The sequence below is a fragment of the Microbacterium sp. genome (assembly GCF_031178525.1).
Lineage (GTDB): Bacteria > Actinomycetota > Actinomycetes > Actinomycetales > Microbacteriaceae > Microbacterium.
In genome coordinates this window covers 1-17223 of record NZ_JAPSJA010000028.1, presented here as the reverse complement: position 1 = coordinate 17223, position 17223 = coordinate 1, and the positions used below count along the sequence as shown (strand labels likewise).

The window sequence follows — 17223 nt, the reverse complement described above, 5'->3', positions numbered from 1 at the left end:
CCTCGGACAGATCCGGGCTCACGGTGACGCGGAACGACTGGGCGTCCCCGCCGACGCGGGCGAGCGCCTCCATGATCGGCTCGCGCAGCCGCTTCGTGATCTGCGCGGCGGTCAGGTCATTGGGAACCGCGAGATAGAGCGTGCCGCCCATCACGCCCTCCGCGACGACCAGGCTGAGGAAGCCCTTCATGGGCGGCGTGACGCGCGGGTCGTGCTCGAGCTCGCCGAGCACGGATCGCCAGGCGGGAACCTCCGGGAACTGCTGCGCCGGAGGAACGTCGTCTGGAGTGGTCATGGGCCCCCCTCGTGAAGTCCGAGCCATCCACAGGGCATCCTCTCGGGTGAGGGTGGCGCCGCGCCATCATGCGCATCGGCCTGTGGATAACTGGTGCCACGCTAGTCACCGAGGGAGCCGACAGCAAACCCTGTCGCGCTGGTTCGGACGCCGTGAACGCGTGTTCCTCCACACCCGAGCGCCGGGCTGTGGAGATACTGTCAGGTTGCCGCGCCGGTTTGCGCGAATCACAGGGCCGGACGTAACCTAAGTCGGTTGACTTATGCCTTCGCGGCATTCCCGTACCGTCTACGTCCCCGGCAGCATCCATCCCGGTGACACCTTCTCCGGAGTGATCCCATGAGCAAGCGCACCTTCCAGCCCAACAACCGTCGTCGCGCCAAGAAGCACGGCTTCCGCGCCCGCATGCGCACGCGTGCCGGCCGCGCGATCCTCGCCGCTCGTCGCGGCAAGGGCCGCACCGAGCTGTCGGCGTAACGCCGCCGCTCTGCCACGGACCGTGCTCGCGCGGCCGAGACGCCTGACCCGCGGCGACGACTATCGGTTCGTCGTCCGCAGGGGCGCTCGGTGCGCGGGTGCGAACACGGTGACCCACGTGATCATGACAGCCGAACCGCGCGCCGCGCGGTTCGGCTTCATCGTGAGCAAGGCCGTCGGCAACGCCGTGACGCGCAACACCGTGCGGCGGCGGCTCAAGGCCGTGTGCGCTGAGGCGCTGCCGGAGGTCCGCGAGGGCGCCGACGTGGTGATCCGTGCTCTGCCCTCGGCGGCGACCGCCTCGTTCCAGGATCTGCGCGCCGAAGTGAAGCGATGTCTCGCGCGGAGGGCTGCGGCAGGCGATGCTCGGAGCGAGCGGAGCCCGTCCCGATGAGCGTGCTGCCGGCGTCGGCCCGCGGAACGGGACATCTGCATGCGGCGGATGCGCTCGCGGCCGTGCCGCTGCTGCCCCGCAACGCGGGGCTCGCCCTCCTGCACGGCTACAGGGCCGTGATCTCTCCGCTGTACGGCGAGGTGTGCCGCTACTACCCGTCGTGCTCGGCGTATGCCGTCACGGCGGTGCAGCAGCACGGACTCGCGAAGGGCTCGGTGCTCGCGGCGGCGCGCATCGCCCGATGCCACCCCTGGGCGGCCGGCGGGCAGGACGACGTGCGTCCGCATCCGGCCTTCCGCTACGACCTCACTCCCCACGGCTTCGTCGTGCCCTGTCGAAAGGACTGATCCTTCGTGGATTTCTTCGGAACGATCCTCTGGCCCCTGAAGTGGGCCGTGGAGGCCATCCTGGTGGCCTGGCACTGGCTGTTCACGTCCGTCGGCCTGCCCGCGGCCGGCGGCATCACGTGGATGCTGTCGCTGATGGGCGTCGTGATCGTGGTGCGTTCGGCGCTGATCCCGCTGTTCGTGCGGCAGATCAAGAGCCAGCGCGCCATGATGGAGCTCGCTCCGCAGATCCGGAAGATCCAGGAGCGCTACAAGGGCAAGCGCGACCAGCTCTCTCGTGAGGCCATGAGCCGCGAGACGATGGACCTGTACAAGAGGCACGGCTCCAGCCCGCTCAGCGGCTGCTGGCCCCTGCTTGTGCAGATGCCCATCTTCTTCTCGATGTACTACACGCTGTCCGACGTGAAGCTGCATGCAGCCGCCGGACGCGGTGGTGTGGGTCTGCTCAACGCCGAGCTGACGCAGCAGTTCAACGACGCCAAGCTTTTCGAGATCGCGCCGTTCCATCAGACACTGGGCGACGCGTGGGCCGCGGGGTCGACGGCGACGATCATCATCCTCGCCGTCCTCGTGGTGCTGATGATCGCGTCGCAGTTCTACACGCAGCTGCAGATCATCTCGAAGAACCTCTCCCCCGAGGCCAAGACCGGCCAGGCCTACCAGATGCAGCGCATCATGCTCTGGGTCCTCCCGCTCGGCTTCATCTTCTCGGGCGTCTTCTTCCCGCTGGGCCTGGTGCTGTACTGGTTCTTCAGCAACCTGTGGACGATGGCGCAGCAGTTCGTGATCATCCGCGAGCTGCCGACGCCCGGCTCGGAGGCCGCCAAGGCGCGCGAGGAGCGCCTCGCGCGCCGCGGAAAGGCGCTGAACTCGCAGGGCAAGGTCGTGCCGATGGCCGAGTACGAGGCCGAGCAGCGTCGCCTGCTCGAGGAGTCCGAGAAGCGCAAGGCGCAGCAGCCCAAGCGTCAGCAGCCGATGGGCAAGCAGCGCGCGAAGAAGCAGTCGCAGCGGACGGATGGGTCGAACGGACCGTCGAAGGACGACGGCGCCGCAGGCGCGCCGGTCAAGTAACCCAGCCTGATCTGGCCTTTGTTTCTCATCACACCGCAAGGACACGCACATGACCACCACTGACGTCACCGGTGACACGCCCACCGTGGCCGAGCTCGAGGCAGAAGGGGACATCGCCGCCGACTACGTCGAGGGCCTGCTCGACATCGCTGACATCGACGGCGACCTGACGCTGGACGTCAAGCAGGGTCGCGCGTACGTGTCGGTCGAGTCGGACGACGAGTCGCTGTCGGTGCTGGCGAACCCCGACACCGTGCAGGCGCTGCAGGAGCTCGCGCGCCTCGCGGTGCAGGCGAAGACGGGACGCTTCTCGCGCCTGATCCTGGACGTCGGCGGATCGCGCGACGCGCGTCAGCGGCAGCTCGAGAAGCTCGTCGACGCGGCGGTGGCGCGTCTCGACGAGGGTGCTTCGCAGGCGTCTCTGCCCGCGATGTCGAGCTACGAGCGCAAGCTCGTGCACGACATCGTCGCGGAGCGCGGGCTGGCGTCGGAGTCGTACGGCGAGGGCGCCGACCGCCACACCGTCATCCGCCGGGGCTGAGCATGGAGGGCCTCGAGCCGGAGCCCGCGGCAGCCGTCGATCTCTTCGGAGACCGCATTCCCCTCGCGCGGCAGTTCACTGCCGCGCTCGCGGAGCAGGGCGAGGAGCGCGGGCTGATCGGCCCGCTCGAGGTGCCGCGTCTGTGGACGAGGCACATCCTGAACAGTGCGATCGCCGCTCCCCTGTTCCCGTCCGGCGGGCTCGTGGGTGATGTGGGGTCGGGCGCGGGGCTGCCGGGCCTGGTGCTCGCAATCGCGCGGCCGGATGTCCGGTTCGTGCTCATCGAGCCCATGGAGCGACGGGTGACCTGGCTCGAGGAGCAGGTGGCGGCCCTCGGGCTCGAGAACGTCGAGGTGCTGCGCGCGCGGGCCGAGGACGCGGGCCGCTACGAGGGGATGCTCGACGCCGTCACGGCGCGAGCGGTGAGTGCGCTGCGCACTCTGATCCCCTGGGTCGCTCCTCTGGCGCGCGATGGCGGCGAGCTGATCCTGCTCAAGGGCATGGGTGCTCCGGCCGAGATCGACGCCGCGCAGAAGGCCATTCGCAAGTACAAGCTCTCCGAGGTGCGCGTCGATGTGCTGGGCGAGGGAATCCTTGCCGAGGAGACGCGCGTCGTCCGGGCGGTCGTCCGCGGCTGAGGCCGTCGCCGGTCGATGTTTTACGTGAAACACCGACCGGGGCGAACTGCGTGGTAGTCGATGCTGCCGGTGGCGATTCGGGGGCGCGCATGCAGGTGCCGCTTTCAGACACTCGTCGCGCGGGCGCGAGGGACGACGGTCGCCCGTGGACGCAGCGGATCACGGCCGCGATGTCGTCCCGCCCTGTGCGGGACACGTCCGGCCTGGGTGTCCCAAGGTGCCGCATGCGCGTCGCGGCGTCCCTTCGATGCGGCTCGCGGGAAGGCGAGCTCGCTGACCCGCGAGTGGTCCATCCGATGGTGGCGCCACGCGTGTCGCAACGCGGCGCGTCCTAACGCGCGCGACCGACTGGCCGCGGACGGTGACGAGCGCTCGGGAGCATCAATCACGGGCGGAGCGTCCGGGCGGTTTCGACGCGCACGAGCACGTGTTTCACGTGAAACATCGCTCAGCCGTCCCTGCGTGTCGCGTGCCGGAGAGCGCCCAGCGTGCCGACGTACCGCGTTGTTTCACGTGAAACGCCCGAGCGGCACCCGTTCTGGCGGCTGTATCGCACGAGGGTGGCAGATCCAGCAACGGCGGTACGCGCGAGCGGGGTATGCGACGCTCGTCGCCATCGCGCCGAGCAAGGGGTGACGTGTCGAACCTGTGCGATGTCGGCGCGGATGTGACCTCGGCATGTGCACGCGAGGAGCGGAACGCGATCGCCGGACCGGTGGTTACGCAGGGCTGCACCCGGGCGTCGGGGCGTCCGTCGGGGCGAGGATCGGGGTCGGTGTCGGTCCCGATGTCTGCGGTGCCGGCTTCGGCAGTGCAGCGGCTCCCCCACGGGACGCCGATCCCGCAACTTCTCCGCCGATGAGGTGGACCACGACCCACGCACGGGGGGTGGGGGGGTGGTGAACCTCTCGCGATTCTCCGACGACGGCGCGGAGGGTCGCGTGACAGACGGTCGCCCTCGCCGGGTGGCGGACGCGTCTGCGGGAGTCGAGGGCGCGGACCCACTCCCGTGCCGAAACTCAGCGCTTCTCACGGAGGGGAGGTGGCCACGTCTGCGTCGCGTTGCGCGACGTCCGCGCTCATCGGCCGCCGAGACGTGCCGGTCACGGCCGGCAGGGTCTGAGCCCTCCCCCGGAGCGCACGGATCTCGTACCCTCCGCGACCTGCGCGATCTGCGGGATCTGCGTGGTCCGCCCGTCACCACTCACAGCTTGTCGCGCTTCGCCCGGAACCGGGCGGGGCACGCCTCATGCGCGGCGACCTCGACAGTGCGCTCGAGCTGCTGCTCGACACCATGTCACCCCAGCTCCTCCGCTGCGCGCGACGTGGCGTTCCTCTTCGTGCCTCGTCTCCGGCCCCGGGGCGGCGGACACGGCGCGCATCGTGACGACCGGCTCAGTGGGCATTCCGGCAGAGTCGGGCAACGCCGGGGAACGGGGGACGGCCGGGATCGGGGGGACGTCCCCGGCGAGGCGTGCGCGGCGTCCGGACGCCGGTCGCACGCTCCGGCGTGGCGGATGCCTCATGTGGGGAGTCGACGTTTCACGTGAAACGTCGACCGCGTTCGGGACGCACGGTGAGCCGCGAAGAGGTCGGCCGTTTGTCGCGGTGTGGCCGTAAGCGTGCCCGTCGCCGCGACCCGGAGTGCGCGTCGGGGTTCCGGCGTCGGGTGATGTCGATGTGGGCGGTTAGAGTGGGAGAGGCCAATCGCTCGCGAAGGGAAGAGTGTTTCACGTGAAACAGTCCGAGAAGGCGGCGTCGTTCGCACTCCCTGACGACACCCCTCTCGCTCGCGAGCTAGCCGACCTGTCGGCCCGTCGTCGAGCGCTCGAGGGCGTCGAGGTGCAGTTCCCCGGACGCACCCGGATCATGACGATCTCGAACCAGAAGGGCGGCGTCGGAAAGACCACGACCACGGTCAACATCGCCGCGGCGTTCGCGTCCCTGGGTGGTCGCGTCCTCGTCATCGACCTCGACCCGCAGGGGAACGCGTCGACGGCTCTCGGCATTCCGCACAGCGCCGACACCCCGAGCATCTATGACGTGCTGATCGATGGCTTCCCGCTGTCCGACGTCGTGCAGACGAGTCCGGAGTCGGAGACGCTCTTCTGCGCGCCGAGCAACATCCACCTCGCCGGCGCCGAGATCGAGCTCGTCACCCAGGTGGCGCGCGAGCAGCGGCTCAAGACCGCGATCGACGACTACGTGCGCGAGCAGGAAACGCCTCTCGACTTCATCCTGATCGACTGTCCGCCGTCGCTCGGTCTGCTGACGATCAACGCCTTCACCGCCGCCGAGGAGGTCTTCCTCCCCATCCAGTGCGAGTACTACGCGCTCGAGGGGCTGAGCCAGCTGCTCGGCAACGTGAAGATGATCCAGAAGCACCTGAACCCGCGGCTGCATCTGTCGACCATCCTGCTGACGATGTACGACGGGCGGACGAAGCTGGCCCAGCAGGTCGCGGACGAGGTGCGCAGTCACTTCGAGACCGAGGTGCTGCGCACCATGATTCCCCGATCAGTGCGGATTTCCGAGGCGCCGAGCTTCGGGCAGACAGTGATCGCATATGACGGCAACTCGGCAGGCGCCATCGCGTATCGCGAGGCCGCCGTCGAGATCGTGCGGCGCGGACAGGATGACGCGGCCGCCGAAACGGGAGAGGAAGCCTGATGGCGAAGCGAACGGGACTGGGACGGGGTATCGGCGCGCTGATCCCCACGGCGGAGTCGGGTGAGGCGCGCCCCGTGGACGTCTTCTTCCCCGGCGCTCCGACCAAGAAGGCCGTCGAGGCCGCGGAGCGGGCGATGACGCAGACGACCGCGGAGGACGACGACCTGGTGGCGGTGCCCGGGGCTCGCCTCGTGCACATCGACCCGCACAGCATCGTCCCCAACCCGCGGCAGCCGCGCACGCACTTCGACCCGGAGGACCTGGCCGAGCTCGTGCACAGCGTGCGCGAGTTCGGTGTCCTGCAGCCTGTCGTCGTGCGCGACAAGGGTGACGGCACATATGAGCTGATCATGGGTGAGCGCCGAACGCGCGCGTCGCGCGAAGCCGGCCTGACCGAGATTCCCGCCGTCGTCCGCGATACCTCGGACGAGAACCTCCTGCGCGACGCGCTCCTCGAGAACCTTCACCGGTCGGAGCTCAACCCGCTGGAAGAGGCATCCGCCTATCAGCAGCTGCTGGACGACTTCGGCATCACGCAGGACGAGCTCGCGAAGCGGATCGGCCGGTCGCGTCCGCAGATCAGCAACACCATCCGTCTGCTTCGCCTGCCCGTGCCCGTGCAGCAGCGCGTTGCGGCCGGTGTCCTGAGCGCCGGTCACGCGCGCGCCGTCTTGTCGCTCGACGACGCCGAGGCGATGCAGCGACTGTCTGACAAGATCGTGAATGAGGATCTGTCGGTGCGTGCCGCGGAAGCCGCCGCGAAGACGGTCGCGGCCGAGTCGGCTCCGCGCTCGCCCAAGCCGCAGCCGGGCGCGCGGCGGGCGTTCCTCAACGACGTCGCCGACCGGCTGGGCGACCGCCTCAACACCAAGGTGAAGATCGACCTGACCTCGCGCAAGGGCCAGATCAAGATCGACTTCGCCACGATCCAGGACCTGAACCGCATCCTCGCCGACCTGGGCGAGGAGGGCTACGGGAACTGACACCGACCGATACGGCAGGCGCCCACCGCCGTCAAGGGGGTGGGGACGGTCGGCAGCTCTCCTTAGCGTGGAGGTATACATCAACACGCTAGGAGGACTTCGTGAGCGACACTCAAGCACAGGACCCGCGTGAGCCCTCGGGGAGCTTCCCCGAGCAGGAGCAGCCCGATCAGCCCGGGCTGACCGACGAGATGGCCCCCACGCCAGACCATGGCGAGAACGACTGGGTCGGCCGCGGGCGGCTCGAGGGCCGGAAGGCGCTCATCACGGGCGGCGACTCCGGCATCGGACGCGCCGTGGCCATCGCCTACGCACGCGAGGGTGCCGACGTGGCGATCGTGTATCTGCCCGAGGAGGAGCAGGACGCGCAGGACACCCAGCGTCAGGTGACCGAGGCCGGCCGGAAGTGCGTGCTGCTTCCCGCCGACCTCACCGAGGAGCAGGCGTGCGTGGACGTCGTCGCCCAGGCGCGCGAGCAGCTCGGCGGTCTGGACATCCTCATTCCGAATGCGGCATATCAGCGCCAGCGCGAGGGCGTGGACACTCTGCAGGCGTCCGAGATCGAGAAGACGTTCCACACCAACCTCGTCTCCCCCCTGCTTCTCGCGCGCGAAGCCGTCCCGCACATGGCGCCGGGGGCATCGATCATCGTCACCACGTCGATCCAGGCATCTCAGCCGTCCTCCGGGCTGCTCGACTACGCCATGACCAAGGCGGCCCTTGTCGCCTACACCCAGGCGCTCGCGGAGGAGCTCGGGCCGAAGGGCATCCGCGTGAATGCGGTCGCGCCGGGTCCGATCTGGACGCCGCTCATCCCGGCGACGGGCTTCCCCGCCGACAAGGTGAAGGAGTTCGGTCAGGACACGCCGCTCGGCCGAGCGGGCCAGCCCAGCGAGCTCGCGGGCGCCTACGTGTACCTCGCGAGCGATGAGGCGTCGTACACGTCGGGAGCGGTCGTGCCGGTCACGGGCGGAAAGCCGTTCTGACATGCCGAACAGCAGCATCAAGGACGAGGAGCTGTACGAGAAGCTCCGCGACGAGGGAAACTCGAAGGAGAAGGCTGCGCGGATCTCCAACGCGGCCGCGCGGGACGGCCGCGACGAGCTCGGAGAGCGCGGCGGCAACGCCGAGACCTACGAGGACCGCACGGTCGACGAGCTGAAGCAGCGGGCGAAGGACGTCGGCATCGAAGGGTACTCGAAGCTCAAGAAGGATGAACTGATCGACAAGCTCCGCAACCACTAGCCGGAGCGAAGCGACCGCGGGCAGCCCCGCGCCTCACGAGAGGCGCGGGGCTTGTCCACATCCGGATCCCACCCAGCCGCACGCGCGTAGCCTTGATGGGTGAGCGATCCGATCGAACTCCCCCGCCGACGCGCGAGCGTCGAGGTGCTGCGCGCCGAGGCCGCGGATGAACTCGCGACGCTCGTGCACGAGCGGCTCCGTGCGGGTGAGGACCCGTGGGAGTTCATGGAGGACCTGCCGACCGTGGACGAGCTCGTCGTCTTCACCCTGCGCGCCGAGCACATCGAGGCCGACGGAGGCCTGCGTCCCACCGCCGCACGCAATCAGCGCCTGATGCGCCTCATCGCGCAGGAGTACCCGGAGCTGACGAAGGCGGTCTGGCGCCTGATCGGCCAGGAGAACACGCATCGCCGGTGGGATGCCGTCGTCCGCGTGATCGGGCAGTAGCGCTCCCGGCTAGGGTGAGGGCCTGCTCGCCGGCACACATCTCCTGATCATCCTGCTCGTCTGGCTGGTGGTGCTCGCGGTCATCGCGTTCATCCTGTACGCGGTCGTGCGCCTCGCGGTGCTGCATGCGCTGCGCGCCCACAGCGAATGGCTCCGCGGGCAGGTGCCGGGCGAGTCCGGCTCTCCCGCCTCCTGAGTCGCGTCGCCCGTCGGGGCGACCGTCTCGCAAGGACGCCGGAACGACGAAGCCCCCGGACCCGGAGGGCCGAGGGCTTCGTGAGTGCGGAGCGTGTTAATTCAGGAACTCCGCCAGGTCCTGCTCGAGGGCGAACTTCGGCTTGGCGCCGATGATCGTCGTGGCGACCTCGCCGCCCTTGAAGACCTTCATCGCCGGAATCGAGGTGATCTGATACTTCATCGCCAGATCCGGGTTCTCGTCCACGTTGAGCTTGAGGATCGTGATCTTGTCGGGGTTCTCCGACTGGATCTCGTCGAGGACGGGCGCGACCATGCGACACGGGCCGCACCACGCAGCCCAGAAGTCGACGAGCACGGGGCCCTCGGCCTGCAGCACGTCCTGCTCGAAGGTGGCGGAGGTGGTTGCCTTGGCGGTCATGTGTGTCTCCTGTCGTGAAGATCGTTCTCCACCCGCAACACGGGAGGAGCGGAAGTTGTTCCTCAGGCCTGGACCAGCTGATCCTCGGCCGGGGCCGGCTCGCCCGCGTCGCCGCGCGCGGCCAGGTAGTGCTCGGCGTCGAGCGCCGCGACCGTGCCGCTCGCGGCGGCCGTGACGGCCTGGCGATACGTCGGGTCGATCACGTCGCCGGCGGCGAACACGCCCGGGATCGACGTGCGCGAGGTGCGGCCGTCCACCCAGATGGTGCCGTCCTGCGTGAGGTCGAGCTTGTCGTGCACGAGGTGCGTGCGGGGGTCGTTGCCGATCGCGATGAACAGACCCTCGACGGCCAGATCGCGCGCCTCGCCCGTGACGGTGTCGCGCAGCGTCACGCCGGTCACAGCGCTGTCGCCGAGGATGTCCGTGACCTCCGCGTTCCAGACGAACTCGATCTTCTCGTTCGCGAACGCGCGGTCCTGCATGATCTTGGACGCCTTGAGGGCGTCACGGCGGTGGATCACGTAGACCTTAGACGCGAACTTCGTCAGGAAGGTCGCCTCCTCCATCGCCGAATCGCCGCCGCCCACGACCGCGATCGTCTTGTCGCGGAAGAAGAAGCCGTCGCACGTCGCGCACCACGAGACGCCGTAGCCGGAGAGGCGATCCTCGCCCTCGATGCCGAGCTTGCGGTAGGCCGAGCCGGTGGCGAAGATTACGGCCTCGGCCTCCTCGGTCTTGCCGCTGCCGAGCGTGATCCTCTTGACGTCGCCCGCCAGGTCGAGCTCCGTGACGTCGTCATAGGCGATCTCGGCGCCGAACTTCTCGGCCTGCGCCTGCATCTTCGCCATCAGATCCGGGCCCATGATGGCCTCCGGGAAGCCGGGGAAGTTCTCGACCTCGGTCGTGTTCATCAGCTCGCCGCCGACCTCCACGGAGCTGGCGACGACCAAGGGCTTCAGGTTCGCACGCGCGGCGTAGATCGCGGCGGTGAATCCGGCCGGTCCCGATCCGATGATGATGAGCTGTCGCACGTGGGCCTCCTCAGGTCTCTATTACCTGAACACATGCTACGTCCGCCGTATTCCATAGACGATGATCTATGGAATACGGCGGACGGATTGATCAGGCGCGAAGGGCGTCGCGCGCGCCGCGACCCAGCAGCACGCCGAGGCCGATCATGGTGACCGCCAGCACGAAGTGCAGCCAGTTGTCGGCCGTGTTCAGCGGCACGAAGTTCGCCGCGCTGTCGTGCGGGATGAACAGGCCGTACAGCCACAGGAGGGCGTAGACCGCGCCACCCCAGATCAGGTACGCCCGCGACAGGCCGAACGCGCGGGCCGCGACAAGGCCCACGACGCCGTACAGCACGTGGACGATGTTGTGCAGGATCGAGACCTGGAAGATGCCCAGCAGCATCGCTTCCGACGTGTGGCCCGCGAACTGCAGCGATTCGATGTTGGACGTCAGGCCCGGAATGAAGCCGCCGATCCCGACGATGAGGAACACGATCCCGTAGATCAGTGCCACCTTCTGGATCGGAGTCTCGGCATAGGTGCCGTTGCTGCGCCGTGCAGTGCTCATGTCTGTGTGCCTCCCTCCGCGCGGATAACGGGACCGCGCAGACCCTCAGAGAACCAGGATCCGCATCGCGACCGACAGTGGGTTGACGCGGGACGGGTCGAGATGCGTAGGCGCTACCCCGAGAAGAGAGGAAGCACCGACGTAAGGGTCTGCCAGAGCCCGTATGCGAGCGGGATGCCCACCACCAGCCAGGACACGACGAGGCGCGTGGTCTGCGCCCCGGCGCGAGCGGCGGGCGCAGCCGATCCGTTCGCGTTCGTGTCGCTCACCTGGCCACCTCCTGGCTCACCGCCGGCTCAGGAGACGGCTCATGGAATCGCGCGTGGACCGGCCGCACCAGCAGATTCGCGATGAAGCCGATGGCGAGCACGCCGACCATAGTCAGCAGCGCCGGCTGATAGTCGACGGCCTCGAGCTGGCCGGGCCTGCCTCGCGCGTCGAGGAAGCCGTTGATGATGAGCGGCCCCGCGATGCCGGCAGCCGACCACGCGGTCAGCAGCCGACCGTGGATCGCACCCACCTGGAAGGTGCCGAACAGGTCGCGCAGGTACGCGGGGATGGTGGCGAACCCGCCGCCGTAGAACGACAGGATGACGGCGGCCAGCGCGACGAACAGCAGCGTGCTGGCCGCTCCCACGAGTGCCAGCAGCGCGTACAGGACGACGCCCACGCCGAGGTAGACCATGTAGATCGGCTTGCGGCCGATGTAGTCGCTCGTGGAAGACCACACGAACCGGCCGGCCATGTTGAACAGCGACAGCAGCGCGACGAAGCCCGCCGCCGTGGTCGCGGTCACGAGCGAGGACTCCCCCGTGCGGAAGAAGTCCTGGATCATCGGACTGGCCTGCTCGAGGATGCCGATGCCCGCCGTCACGTTGCAGAACAGCACGATCCACAGCAGCCAGAACTGTCGTGTCCTGATCGCGTTGCGAGCGGACACGTGCGCGGTGGTGACGAGAGGCTTCGCCCTCACAGACCCAGGGTCCCATCCGGCGGGCTTCCAGTCCGGCGCAGGCGTGCGCACGTTGAAGACGCCGAGCATCATGACGAGGAAGTAGACGATGCCGAGCGTGAGGAAGAGCAGGGCGACGGCGGATCCGGATGCGACCGACGTCGAGTCGGAGGGGTCGTATGCGGGGTCGTACAGCGCCATCAGCTGCCGTGACAGCGGCGAGGCGACGAGGGCGCCGCCGCCGAAACCCATGATCGCCATGCCGGTCGCGAGCCCCGGGCGATCCGGGAACCACTTGATCAGCGTCGAGACGGGCGAGATGTAGCCGATCCCGAGTCCGATGCCCCCGACGACGCCGTACCCGAGGTACACGAGCCACAGCTGCGAGGTGGAGATGCCGAGCGCCCCGATGAGGAAGCCGGACGCCCAGAAGCAGGCCGACGTGAACATCGCCTTGCGGGGTCCGGCCTTCTCGACCCACGTGCCGAGCACGGCCGCCGAGACGCCCAGCATGACGATGGCGATCGAGAAGACGATCCCGATGGCCGTGAGGGTCGTGTCGAAGTGCGCGACAAGTGCGTTCTTGTAGACGCTCGTCGCATAGGCCTGACCGATGCAGAGGTGGATGGCGAGCGCGGCCGGCGGGATGAGCCACCGGCTGTAGCCGGGTGGTGCGATCGTGTGCTGCCTGTCGAGAAACGACACGGTACTCCCTTGTCCTCGAGCGGTAGGGCGCTCCCTCGCGCCTGGCCGCGATGTCCCGGACGCTAGCGAGCGGCGGTCGACGCTCACAAGGGGGCGCGCCGACCGCGGTCCCATTCACCGGGAGGGCCGCCGTGACGGCAACGGCGCGGAAGAGCGCCGCGGAGGACTCTCAGCGACCGACCAGGCGGCGCACGAGACCCACCGCGGCGCGCAGCTCGGGCGCGCGGAAGACCGCGAGGATCGCGACGTACACGACCAGGGCGACCGCGCCGATGAGGCAGACGCCGACGGCCCCCTGGAACATGCCGGCCGTCATCCAGCCGGTCTCGGCTCCCGCGAGGAGGTAGACGCCCCAGCCCGCGGCGGCGGCCGGGATCGCCGCGAGCGTGAAGCGCGCGAGCGCCCAGAGGTTGCCCGCCATGCCGAGCGAACCCAGGCGGCGATGCAGCAGCCAGCTGGCCAGGATCACCTGCGCGAGGCTCGACAACGACTGCGCCGCCGCGACCGCCGCCGCCAGCAGCTCCTGCGGGACGAACAGCGGCATCAGCAGGGCCAGCCCGATCGCGATCGCCGCCTGGAACACCGTGAAGAAGAACGGCGTACGCGTGTCGCCGTAGGCGTAGAACGTGCGCTGCACGACGAACTGCACGGCGAGCGGCACGAGTCCCGCGAGGAATCCGACCAGGACGGGCGCGAGGGCGACCGCCTGCGCGGGGCCGTTGGTGATGATCCGGGCGGCGGGGACGGCGGCGACGATCACCGCCGTGGCGGCGATCACGACGAGCAGACCGAGCGTGCGCACGGCACGGCCGATGTCGGCCCGCACCTCGTCGTCGCGACCGGCACTCGCATGCTCGCTGAGCTGCGTGAAGTAGGGGGTGCCGATCGACATCACGATGATCGAGTACGGCAGCATGAAGATCAGCCACGCATTGAACCAGGCGGCGGTCGCCGCGTTCTCGCCCGAGGCGCCGGACAGGACGTTCTGCTGCACGCTCGACACCGCGAGCCCGACCAGCAGCATCGCGACCGTCCATCCGGCGAGGTTCCGGATCTCGCCGAGCCCCATGCCCCGCCAGCCGAAGTCGACGCGGATCCGCAGGCCCGTGCGACGCCAGAAGACGAGGAGCAGCACGGTCTGCGTCACGATGCCGAGGGTCGTGAGACCGCCGAGCACGGCGATCATCGCCGCGTCCCAGTATTCGACGTCGTTGCGGTTGCTCCCGAACAGGCTCATGAAGAGGATGAAGCCCGCGATCGAGACGACGTTGTTCGCGATGGGCGCCCATGCGTAGGGGCCGAAGACCCGGCGCGCGTTGAGCGTCTCGCCCAGCAGCGCGAACATGCCGTAGAAGAAGATCTGCGGCAGGCACCACAGCGCGAACGCGGTCGCGAGGGCGTGCTGCGCCGCGTTGAACTTTGCGGCGAACGCCGTCACGAGCAGCGGCGCGCAGAGCATGGCGAGCACGGTCACGCCGAGCAGGATGACGGCTGCGAGCGTGAAGAACTTCGAGATGTAAGCCTGGCCGCCGTCCTCATGGCCGCTCCACTTGACCACCTGGGGCACGATGACGGCCGTCAGGACTCCGGCCGAGATCACCTGGAAGATGTAGTTCGGCAGCTGGTTCGCGATCGCGAAGGCATCCGAGGCGTGACCGATCGAGCCGATCGCGAGCACGAGCACCATTGCGCGCAGCAGACCCGTCACGCGGGAGACGAGCGTGCCTGCGGCGATCATGGCGCTCGCGCGCCCGAGGCTATGCATCCGGGTCCTTCCGGTCGGTTCCGGCCGCGTCCTGGTGCTGCGGATCGGCGGCGTCCTGCGTCTGGGCACCCGACTCGTCCGGCGCCGCGTGCGTGGCATCCGCCGCAGCATCCTGGCCGCGGCGGCGACGCCGCTCGCGGCGCACGGTGCGCACGATGCCGATGCCGATCAGCCCCACCACGAGGACGCCCAGCACGACGATGCCGATCCGCTCCCAGTCCGCCCGCACCGTGACCTCGACCGTCTGGTGCGGGCCGATGTCCGCAAGCGTGGGGCTCTTGAGCGACAGCTCGATGCCGACGTCGCCGCTGCCGACGCGGGCCTCGACGGGCACCTGCACGGCCTGCACGCTGCGCGGCTGGATGGTGACAGGCACCATGTCGGCGACGTCGAGGCGCGGGTCCGTGGGCCGGGCCAGCAGGGTGACCGTCGCGGGGTACGGCAGATCGTTGCGCACCCACACGGGCAGGTTGGCTCCGGCACTGATCAGGTTGACCGGATCGGGGTCCTGGATGCCGACCGCGTTCGCGCGCTCACGGGTGTTCTCGCGGAACTGTCCGAGCACCTCACGCCACTGCGGGCCCCGGCCGTCCCAGCCCACGCCGAGCGCCTGCAGGGCCTCGGCCCGCACGAGCCCGATCAGCGTCTCGGGCTCGTCGAGCACGGTCGCCGTCACGCCCACGCGCTCCTCGGCGTCCGCCAGCTCCGCGAGGAAGTCGACGCGGTCCGCATCCGGCGCCAAGGCGCTGGGCGTGATGCGCGCGGGCTGCGCGTCCAGCAGATCCCGCAGTCGCTGCGGATCGACCGCGGCGCTCAGGCCGACGACGTCCATCGCTTCGCCCAGCTGCACGCCGAGCGGAGTCGTGTCCTCCTCCGCCTCGCCGTCGGCGTCGGCGTCGGCGTCGGCCGAAGTGTCGAGGTACGTCGTGGCATCCGCGCGGTCGAGTGCGACGAGAACGGGCGCGTCGCCGGCCTCGCGGCCCGCGAACCACAGTTCGGCGCTCGCGGTGGCGGCGGCGGCATCCCGCTCGGACTCGGCGTCGGCGCGTGCCACGGTGTCGATGGCGCGCGATGCGGCGACGTCATAGACGAGGGCCGCCCCTCCGCCGGAGGTCGCGCCGGGCGCCGGCACGACGCCTCCGTCGGCGCCCTCGGCGGTCGCGTCCGACGGCGTCAGCGTGACGGCCTCGGGATCCGCGGCGCGCAGGCCCTCGATCACGTCAGAGGTCGCGTTCCCGGGGGAAGGCCAGTAGAGAGATCCTTCGGCGTCGCCGATGTCCAGGAGGTCCTCGAGCGCGAACTCGTCCGCCTCACCGTCGGGCACGTTCGCGGGCGATTCGGTGGGGGTCGGCGACGGACCCGGCGCGGTCTCGCGCTGCAGGTACCCCTCGAGCGTCAGCGGCTGCAGGGGCGCGGCGAGGCCCGCCTGCAGCTGAGCCGCGACATCCGCATCGCCGAACTGCAGGGCGAAGCGGTCGTTCGACAGCAGCATCAGGTCTTCCAGCCACTCGACGGCGCTGAGCGGCGCATTGTCGCCGAGGGCGCGGATCGCGGCCGGGATCGCGGGGTCGACGGCCAGGATCGCCTCGGTGCCCGCGACGGCCTCGAGCTGGGCGGTGAGGGCGCCGTCCGCTGCGGTGAGCGTCTCGAGCGCCGCGCCGTCGAGCATCCCGCGCGCGGCGACCGGAGCCGTGATCGGCACCACGATGCCCACGGGCTCGGCCTCGTCCGCGACGACGACCACGCTGTCGGCCGTGCCGCCGTCGAAGCGGGCACGCAGCGGATACACGCCCGGATCGAGTTCGGCGAGCTCATCGTGCCCCGCCGCGATCGTGAAGCCGACCGTTCCGGTCTCACCGGCCGCGACCTCCTCCGCCGCCTCGGAGCCGACCGGCGTGAGCTCGACATCCGCGTCGTCGCCGCCGAGCCACGCTCGCAGCTCCTCACGCCCGTCGAGCGGGGCGCGGCCCAGCTCGAGCACCGCTGTCGACCCCTCGAGCGGCTGGTCCGAGACGTTCTCGATCGTCAGGGTCGTCGTCAGGGCGGTGCCCGGTCGCAGCACACCCCGCGCGGCGGCCGCGAGCGAGAGCTCGGGAGGCACGTCCTCCGCGACGGCGGCGTGCACGGGCGCCGCGCACGACAGTCCCAGGAGCACGGCGAACGCCGCAGCGGGGAGGGGGGCGAGGAAGCGCCGCCTGCTGTGGGCGGCCCGGCGCCGGGGGAGATCCGTCGTCATGGTGAGTCTGATCGCGGCCCTGCCGGGGACGGTCCGGGCGCGGATCCTCTCGATTCTACGGAGGAGGCTGTGGATCGTCCGGGTGCGACGAGCCGGACCGGCCCGGACAGGAGGCGTCCGGTCAGGCGCTGTTGCGGAGGACGAGGTGCGTCGGGATGACCGTGCGGGCCGGGCTCTCGCCGCCTTCCACGCGCGTGAGCAGCAGCGCGACGGCTTCCCTGCCGAGCGCGGCGAAGTCCTGGGCGACGGTCGTGAGCGGC

General features: G+C 69.7%; 20 protein-coding genes and 1 pseudogene. 12 read left to right on the top strand and 9 right to left on the bottom strand.

The genetic code is table 11. The features are described 5' to 3' along the window. Positions 1-295, bottom strand: a pseudogene (locus tag RIF89_RS03715) (chromosomal replication initiator protein DnaA); the annotation flags it as partial. Between the two features lie 339 nt (positions 296-634). Here RIF89_RS03715 and rpmH point away from each other — a divergent pair. From rpmH to RIF89_RS03655, 12 genes are all read left to right on the top strand, one after another. After that, positions 635-772, top strand: a complete 138-nt coding sequence (rpmH, locus tag RIF89_RS03710) for a 50S ribosomal protein L34 (RefSeq protein WP_043595303.1) — start codon at positions 635-637, stop codon at positions 770-772. After that, positions 711-1166, top strand: coding sequence for a ribonuclease P protein component (rnpA, locus tag RIF89_RS03705; RefSeq protein ID WP_309067809.1), 456 nt, complete (start codon positions 711-713; stop codon positions 1164-1166). The genes rpmH and rnpA overlap by 62 nt, the downstream gene beginning before the upstream one ends. After that, complete coding sequence (gene yidD, locus RIF89_RS03700; protein ID WP_309067808.1) at positions 1163-1513, top strand: membrane protein insertion efficiency factor YidD; 351 nt, start codon at positions 1163-1165, stop codon at positions 1511-1513. The genes rnpA and yidD overlap by 4 nt, the downstream gene beginning before the upstream one ends. A 6-nt stretch (positions 1514-1519) precedes the next feature. Further along, on the top strand, positions 1520-2584 hold the full coding sequence (yidC, locus tag RIF89_RS03695) for a membrane protein insertase YidC (RefSeq protein WP_309067807.1): 1065 nt from the start codon (positions 1520-1522) through the stop codon (positions 2582-2584). A gap of 49 nt (positions 2585-2633) precedes the next feature. Next, positions 2634-3125 carry a R3H domain-containing nucleic acid-binding protein gene (locus tag RIF89_RS03690; RefSeq protein WP_309067806.1) on the top strand — a complete coding sequence of 164 codons (492 nt, stop codon included), beginning with the start codon at positions 2634-2636 and terminating at the stop codon, positions 3123-3125. Positions 3126-3127: 2 nt separating this feature from the next. Further along, positions 3128-3763, top strand: coding sequence for a 16S rRNA (guanine(527)-N(7))-methyltransferase RsmG (rsmG, locus tag RIF89_RS03685; protein ID WP_309067805.1), 636 nt, complete (start codon positions 3128-3130; stop codon positions 3761-3763). A gap of 1734 nt (positions 3764-5497) precedes the next feature. After that, positions 5498-6433 (top strand): ParA family protein, encoded by a 936-nt coding sequence (locus RIF89_RS03680; protein ID WP_309067804.1) that lies wholly within the window; start codon positions 5498-5500, stop codon positions 6431-6433. Beyond that, positions 6433-7416, top strand: a complete 984-nt coding sequence (locus tag RIF89_RS03675; protein ID WP_309067803.1) for a ParB/RepB/Spo0J family partition protein — start codon at positions 6433-6435, stop codon at positions 7414-7416. Before RIF89_RS03680 ends, RIF89_RS03675 begins: the two co-directional genes overlap by 1 nt. Positions 7417-7517: 101 nt before the next feature. Beyond that, complete coding sequence (locus tag RIF89_RS03670) at positions 7518-8402, top strand: SDR family oxidoreductase (protein ID WP_309067802.1); 885 nt, start codon at positions 7518-7520, stop codon at positions 8400-8402. Between the two features lies 1 nt (position 8403). Continuing rightward, positions 8404-8661, top strand: a complete 258-nt coding sequence (locus RIF89_RS03665) for a Rho termination factor N-terminal domain-containing protein (RefSeq protein ID WP_309067801.1) — start codon at positions 8404-8406, stop codon at positions 8659-8661. Between the two features lie 99 nt (positions 8662-8760). Continuing rightward, positions 8761-9108, top strand: a complete 348-nt coding sequence (locus RIF89_RS03660) for a tryptophan synthase subunit alpha (RefSeq protein ID WP_309067800.1) — start codon at positions 8761-8763, stop codon at positions 9106-9108. Between the two features lie 70 nt (positions 9109-9178). Then, the gene (locus RIF89_RS03655; RefSeq protein WP_309067799.1) at positions 9179-9304 is read left to right on the top strand and encodes a hypothetical protein; all 126 of its coding nucleotides are present in this window, start codon (positions 9179-9181) and stop codon (positions 9302-9304) included. Positions 9305-9400: 96 nt separating this feature from the next. On the opposite strand, the gene trxA is transcribed toward RIF89_RS03655, so the two are convergent. The 8 genes from trxA to RIF89_RS03615 form a co-directional block, all read right to left on the bottom strand. Beyond that, positions 9401-9724 (bottom strand): thioredoxin, encoded by a 324-nt coding sequence (gene trxA, locus RIF89_RS03650; RefSeq protein WP_309067798.1) that lies wholly within the window; start codon positions 9722-9724, stop codon positions 9401-9403. 62 nt (positions 9725-9786) lie between these two features. Continuing rightward, the gene (gene trxB, locus RIF89_RS03645; RefSeq protein ID WP_309067797.1) at positions 9787-10755 is read right to left on the bottom strand and encodes a thioredoxin-disulfide reductase; all 969 of its coding nucleotides are present in this window, start codon (positions 10753-10755) and stop codon (positions 9787-9789) included. A gap of 91 nt (positions 10756-10846) precedes the next feature. Beyond that, entirely contained in the window at positions 10847-11305 is a 459-nt protein-coding gene (locus RIF89_RS03640) for a DUF4383 domain-containing protein (protein WP_309067796.1), read from the bottom strand. Between the two features lie 113 nt (positions 11306-11418). Then, positions 11419-11574 (bottom strand): hypothetical protein, encoded by a 156-nt coding sequence (locus RIF89_RS03635; protein ID WP_309067795.1) that lies wholly within the window; start codon positions 11572-11574, stop codon positions 11419-11421. Next, the gene (locus RIF89_RS03630; RefSeq protein WP_309067794.1) at positions 11571-12962 is read right to left on the bottom strand and encodes an OFA family MFS transporter; all 1392 of its coding nucleotides are present in this window, start codon (positions 12960-12962) and stop codon (positions 11571-11573) included. Before RIF89_RS03630 ends, RIF89_RS03635 begins: the two co-directional genes overlap by 4 nt. Positions 12963-13131: 169 nt before the next feature. Further along, positions 13132-14727, bottom strand: coding sequence for a murein biosynthesis integral membrane protein MurJ (gene murJ / locus RIF89_RS03625; protein WP_309067793.1), 1596 nt, complete (start codon positions 14725-14727; stop codon positions 13132-13134). Further along, positions 14720-16963, bottom strand: coding sequence for a DUF6049 family protein (locus RIF89_RS03620; protein WP_309067792.1), 2244 nt, complete (start codon positions 16961-16963; stop codon positions 14720-14722). Before RIF89_RS03620 ends, murJ begins: the two co-directional genes overlap by 8 nt. A 121-nt stretch (positions 16964-17084) precedes the next feature. Beyond that, a partial coding sequence (locus tag RIF89_RS03615; protein WP_309067810.1) for a substrate-binding domain-containing protein occupies positions 17085-17223 on the bottom strand: 139 nt, incomplete at its 5' end.

What these genes read in the sequence shown, in the direction of transcription:
- rpmH (WP_043595303.1), top strand. Translation starts at nt 635, where the DNA reads ATGAGCAAGCGCACCTTCCAGCCCAACAACCGTCGTCGCGCCAAGAAG.
- yidD (WP_309067808.1), top strand. Translation starts at nt 1,163, where the DNA reads ATGAGCGTGCTGCCGGCGTCGGCCCGCGGAACGGGACATCTGCATGCG.
- RIF89_RS03690 (WP_309067806.1), top strand. Translation starts at nt 2,634, where the DNA reads ATGACCACCACTGACGTCACCGGTGACACGCCCACCGTGGCCGAGCTC.
- rsmG (WP_309067805.1), top strand. Translation starts at nt 3,128, where the DNA reads ATGGAGGGCCTCGAGCCGGAGCCCGCGGCAGCCGTCGATCTCTTCGGA.
- RIF89_RS03675 (WP_309067803.1), top strand. Translation starts at nt 6,433, where the DNA reads ATGGCGAAGCGAACGGGACTGGGACGGGGTATCGGCGCGCTGATCCCC.
- RIF89_RS03665 (WP_309067801.1), top strand. Translation starts at nt 8,404, where the DNA reads ATGCCGAACAGCAGCATCAAGGACGAGGAGCTGTACGAGAAGCTCCGC.
- trxA (WP_309067798.1), bottom strand. Translation starts at nt 9,724, where the DNA reads ATGACCGCCAAGGCAACCACCTCCGCCACCTTCGAGCAGGACGTGCTG.
- RIF89_RS03640 (WP_309067796.1), bottom strand. Translation starts at nt 11,305, where the DNA reads ATGAGCACTGCACGGCGCAGCAACGGCACCTATGCCGAGACTCCGATC.
- murJ (WP_309067793.1), bottom strand. Translation starts at nt 14,727, where the DNA reads ATGCATAGCCTCGGGCGCGCGAGCGCCATGATCGCCGCAGGCACGCTC.
- RIF89_RS03620 (WP_309067792.1), bottom strand. Translation starts at nt 16,963, where the DNA reads ATGACGACGGATCTCCCCCGGCGCCGGGCCGCCCACAGCAGGCGGCGC.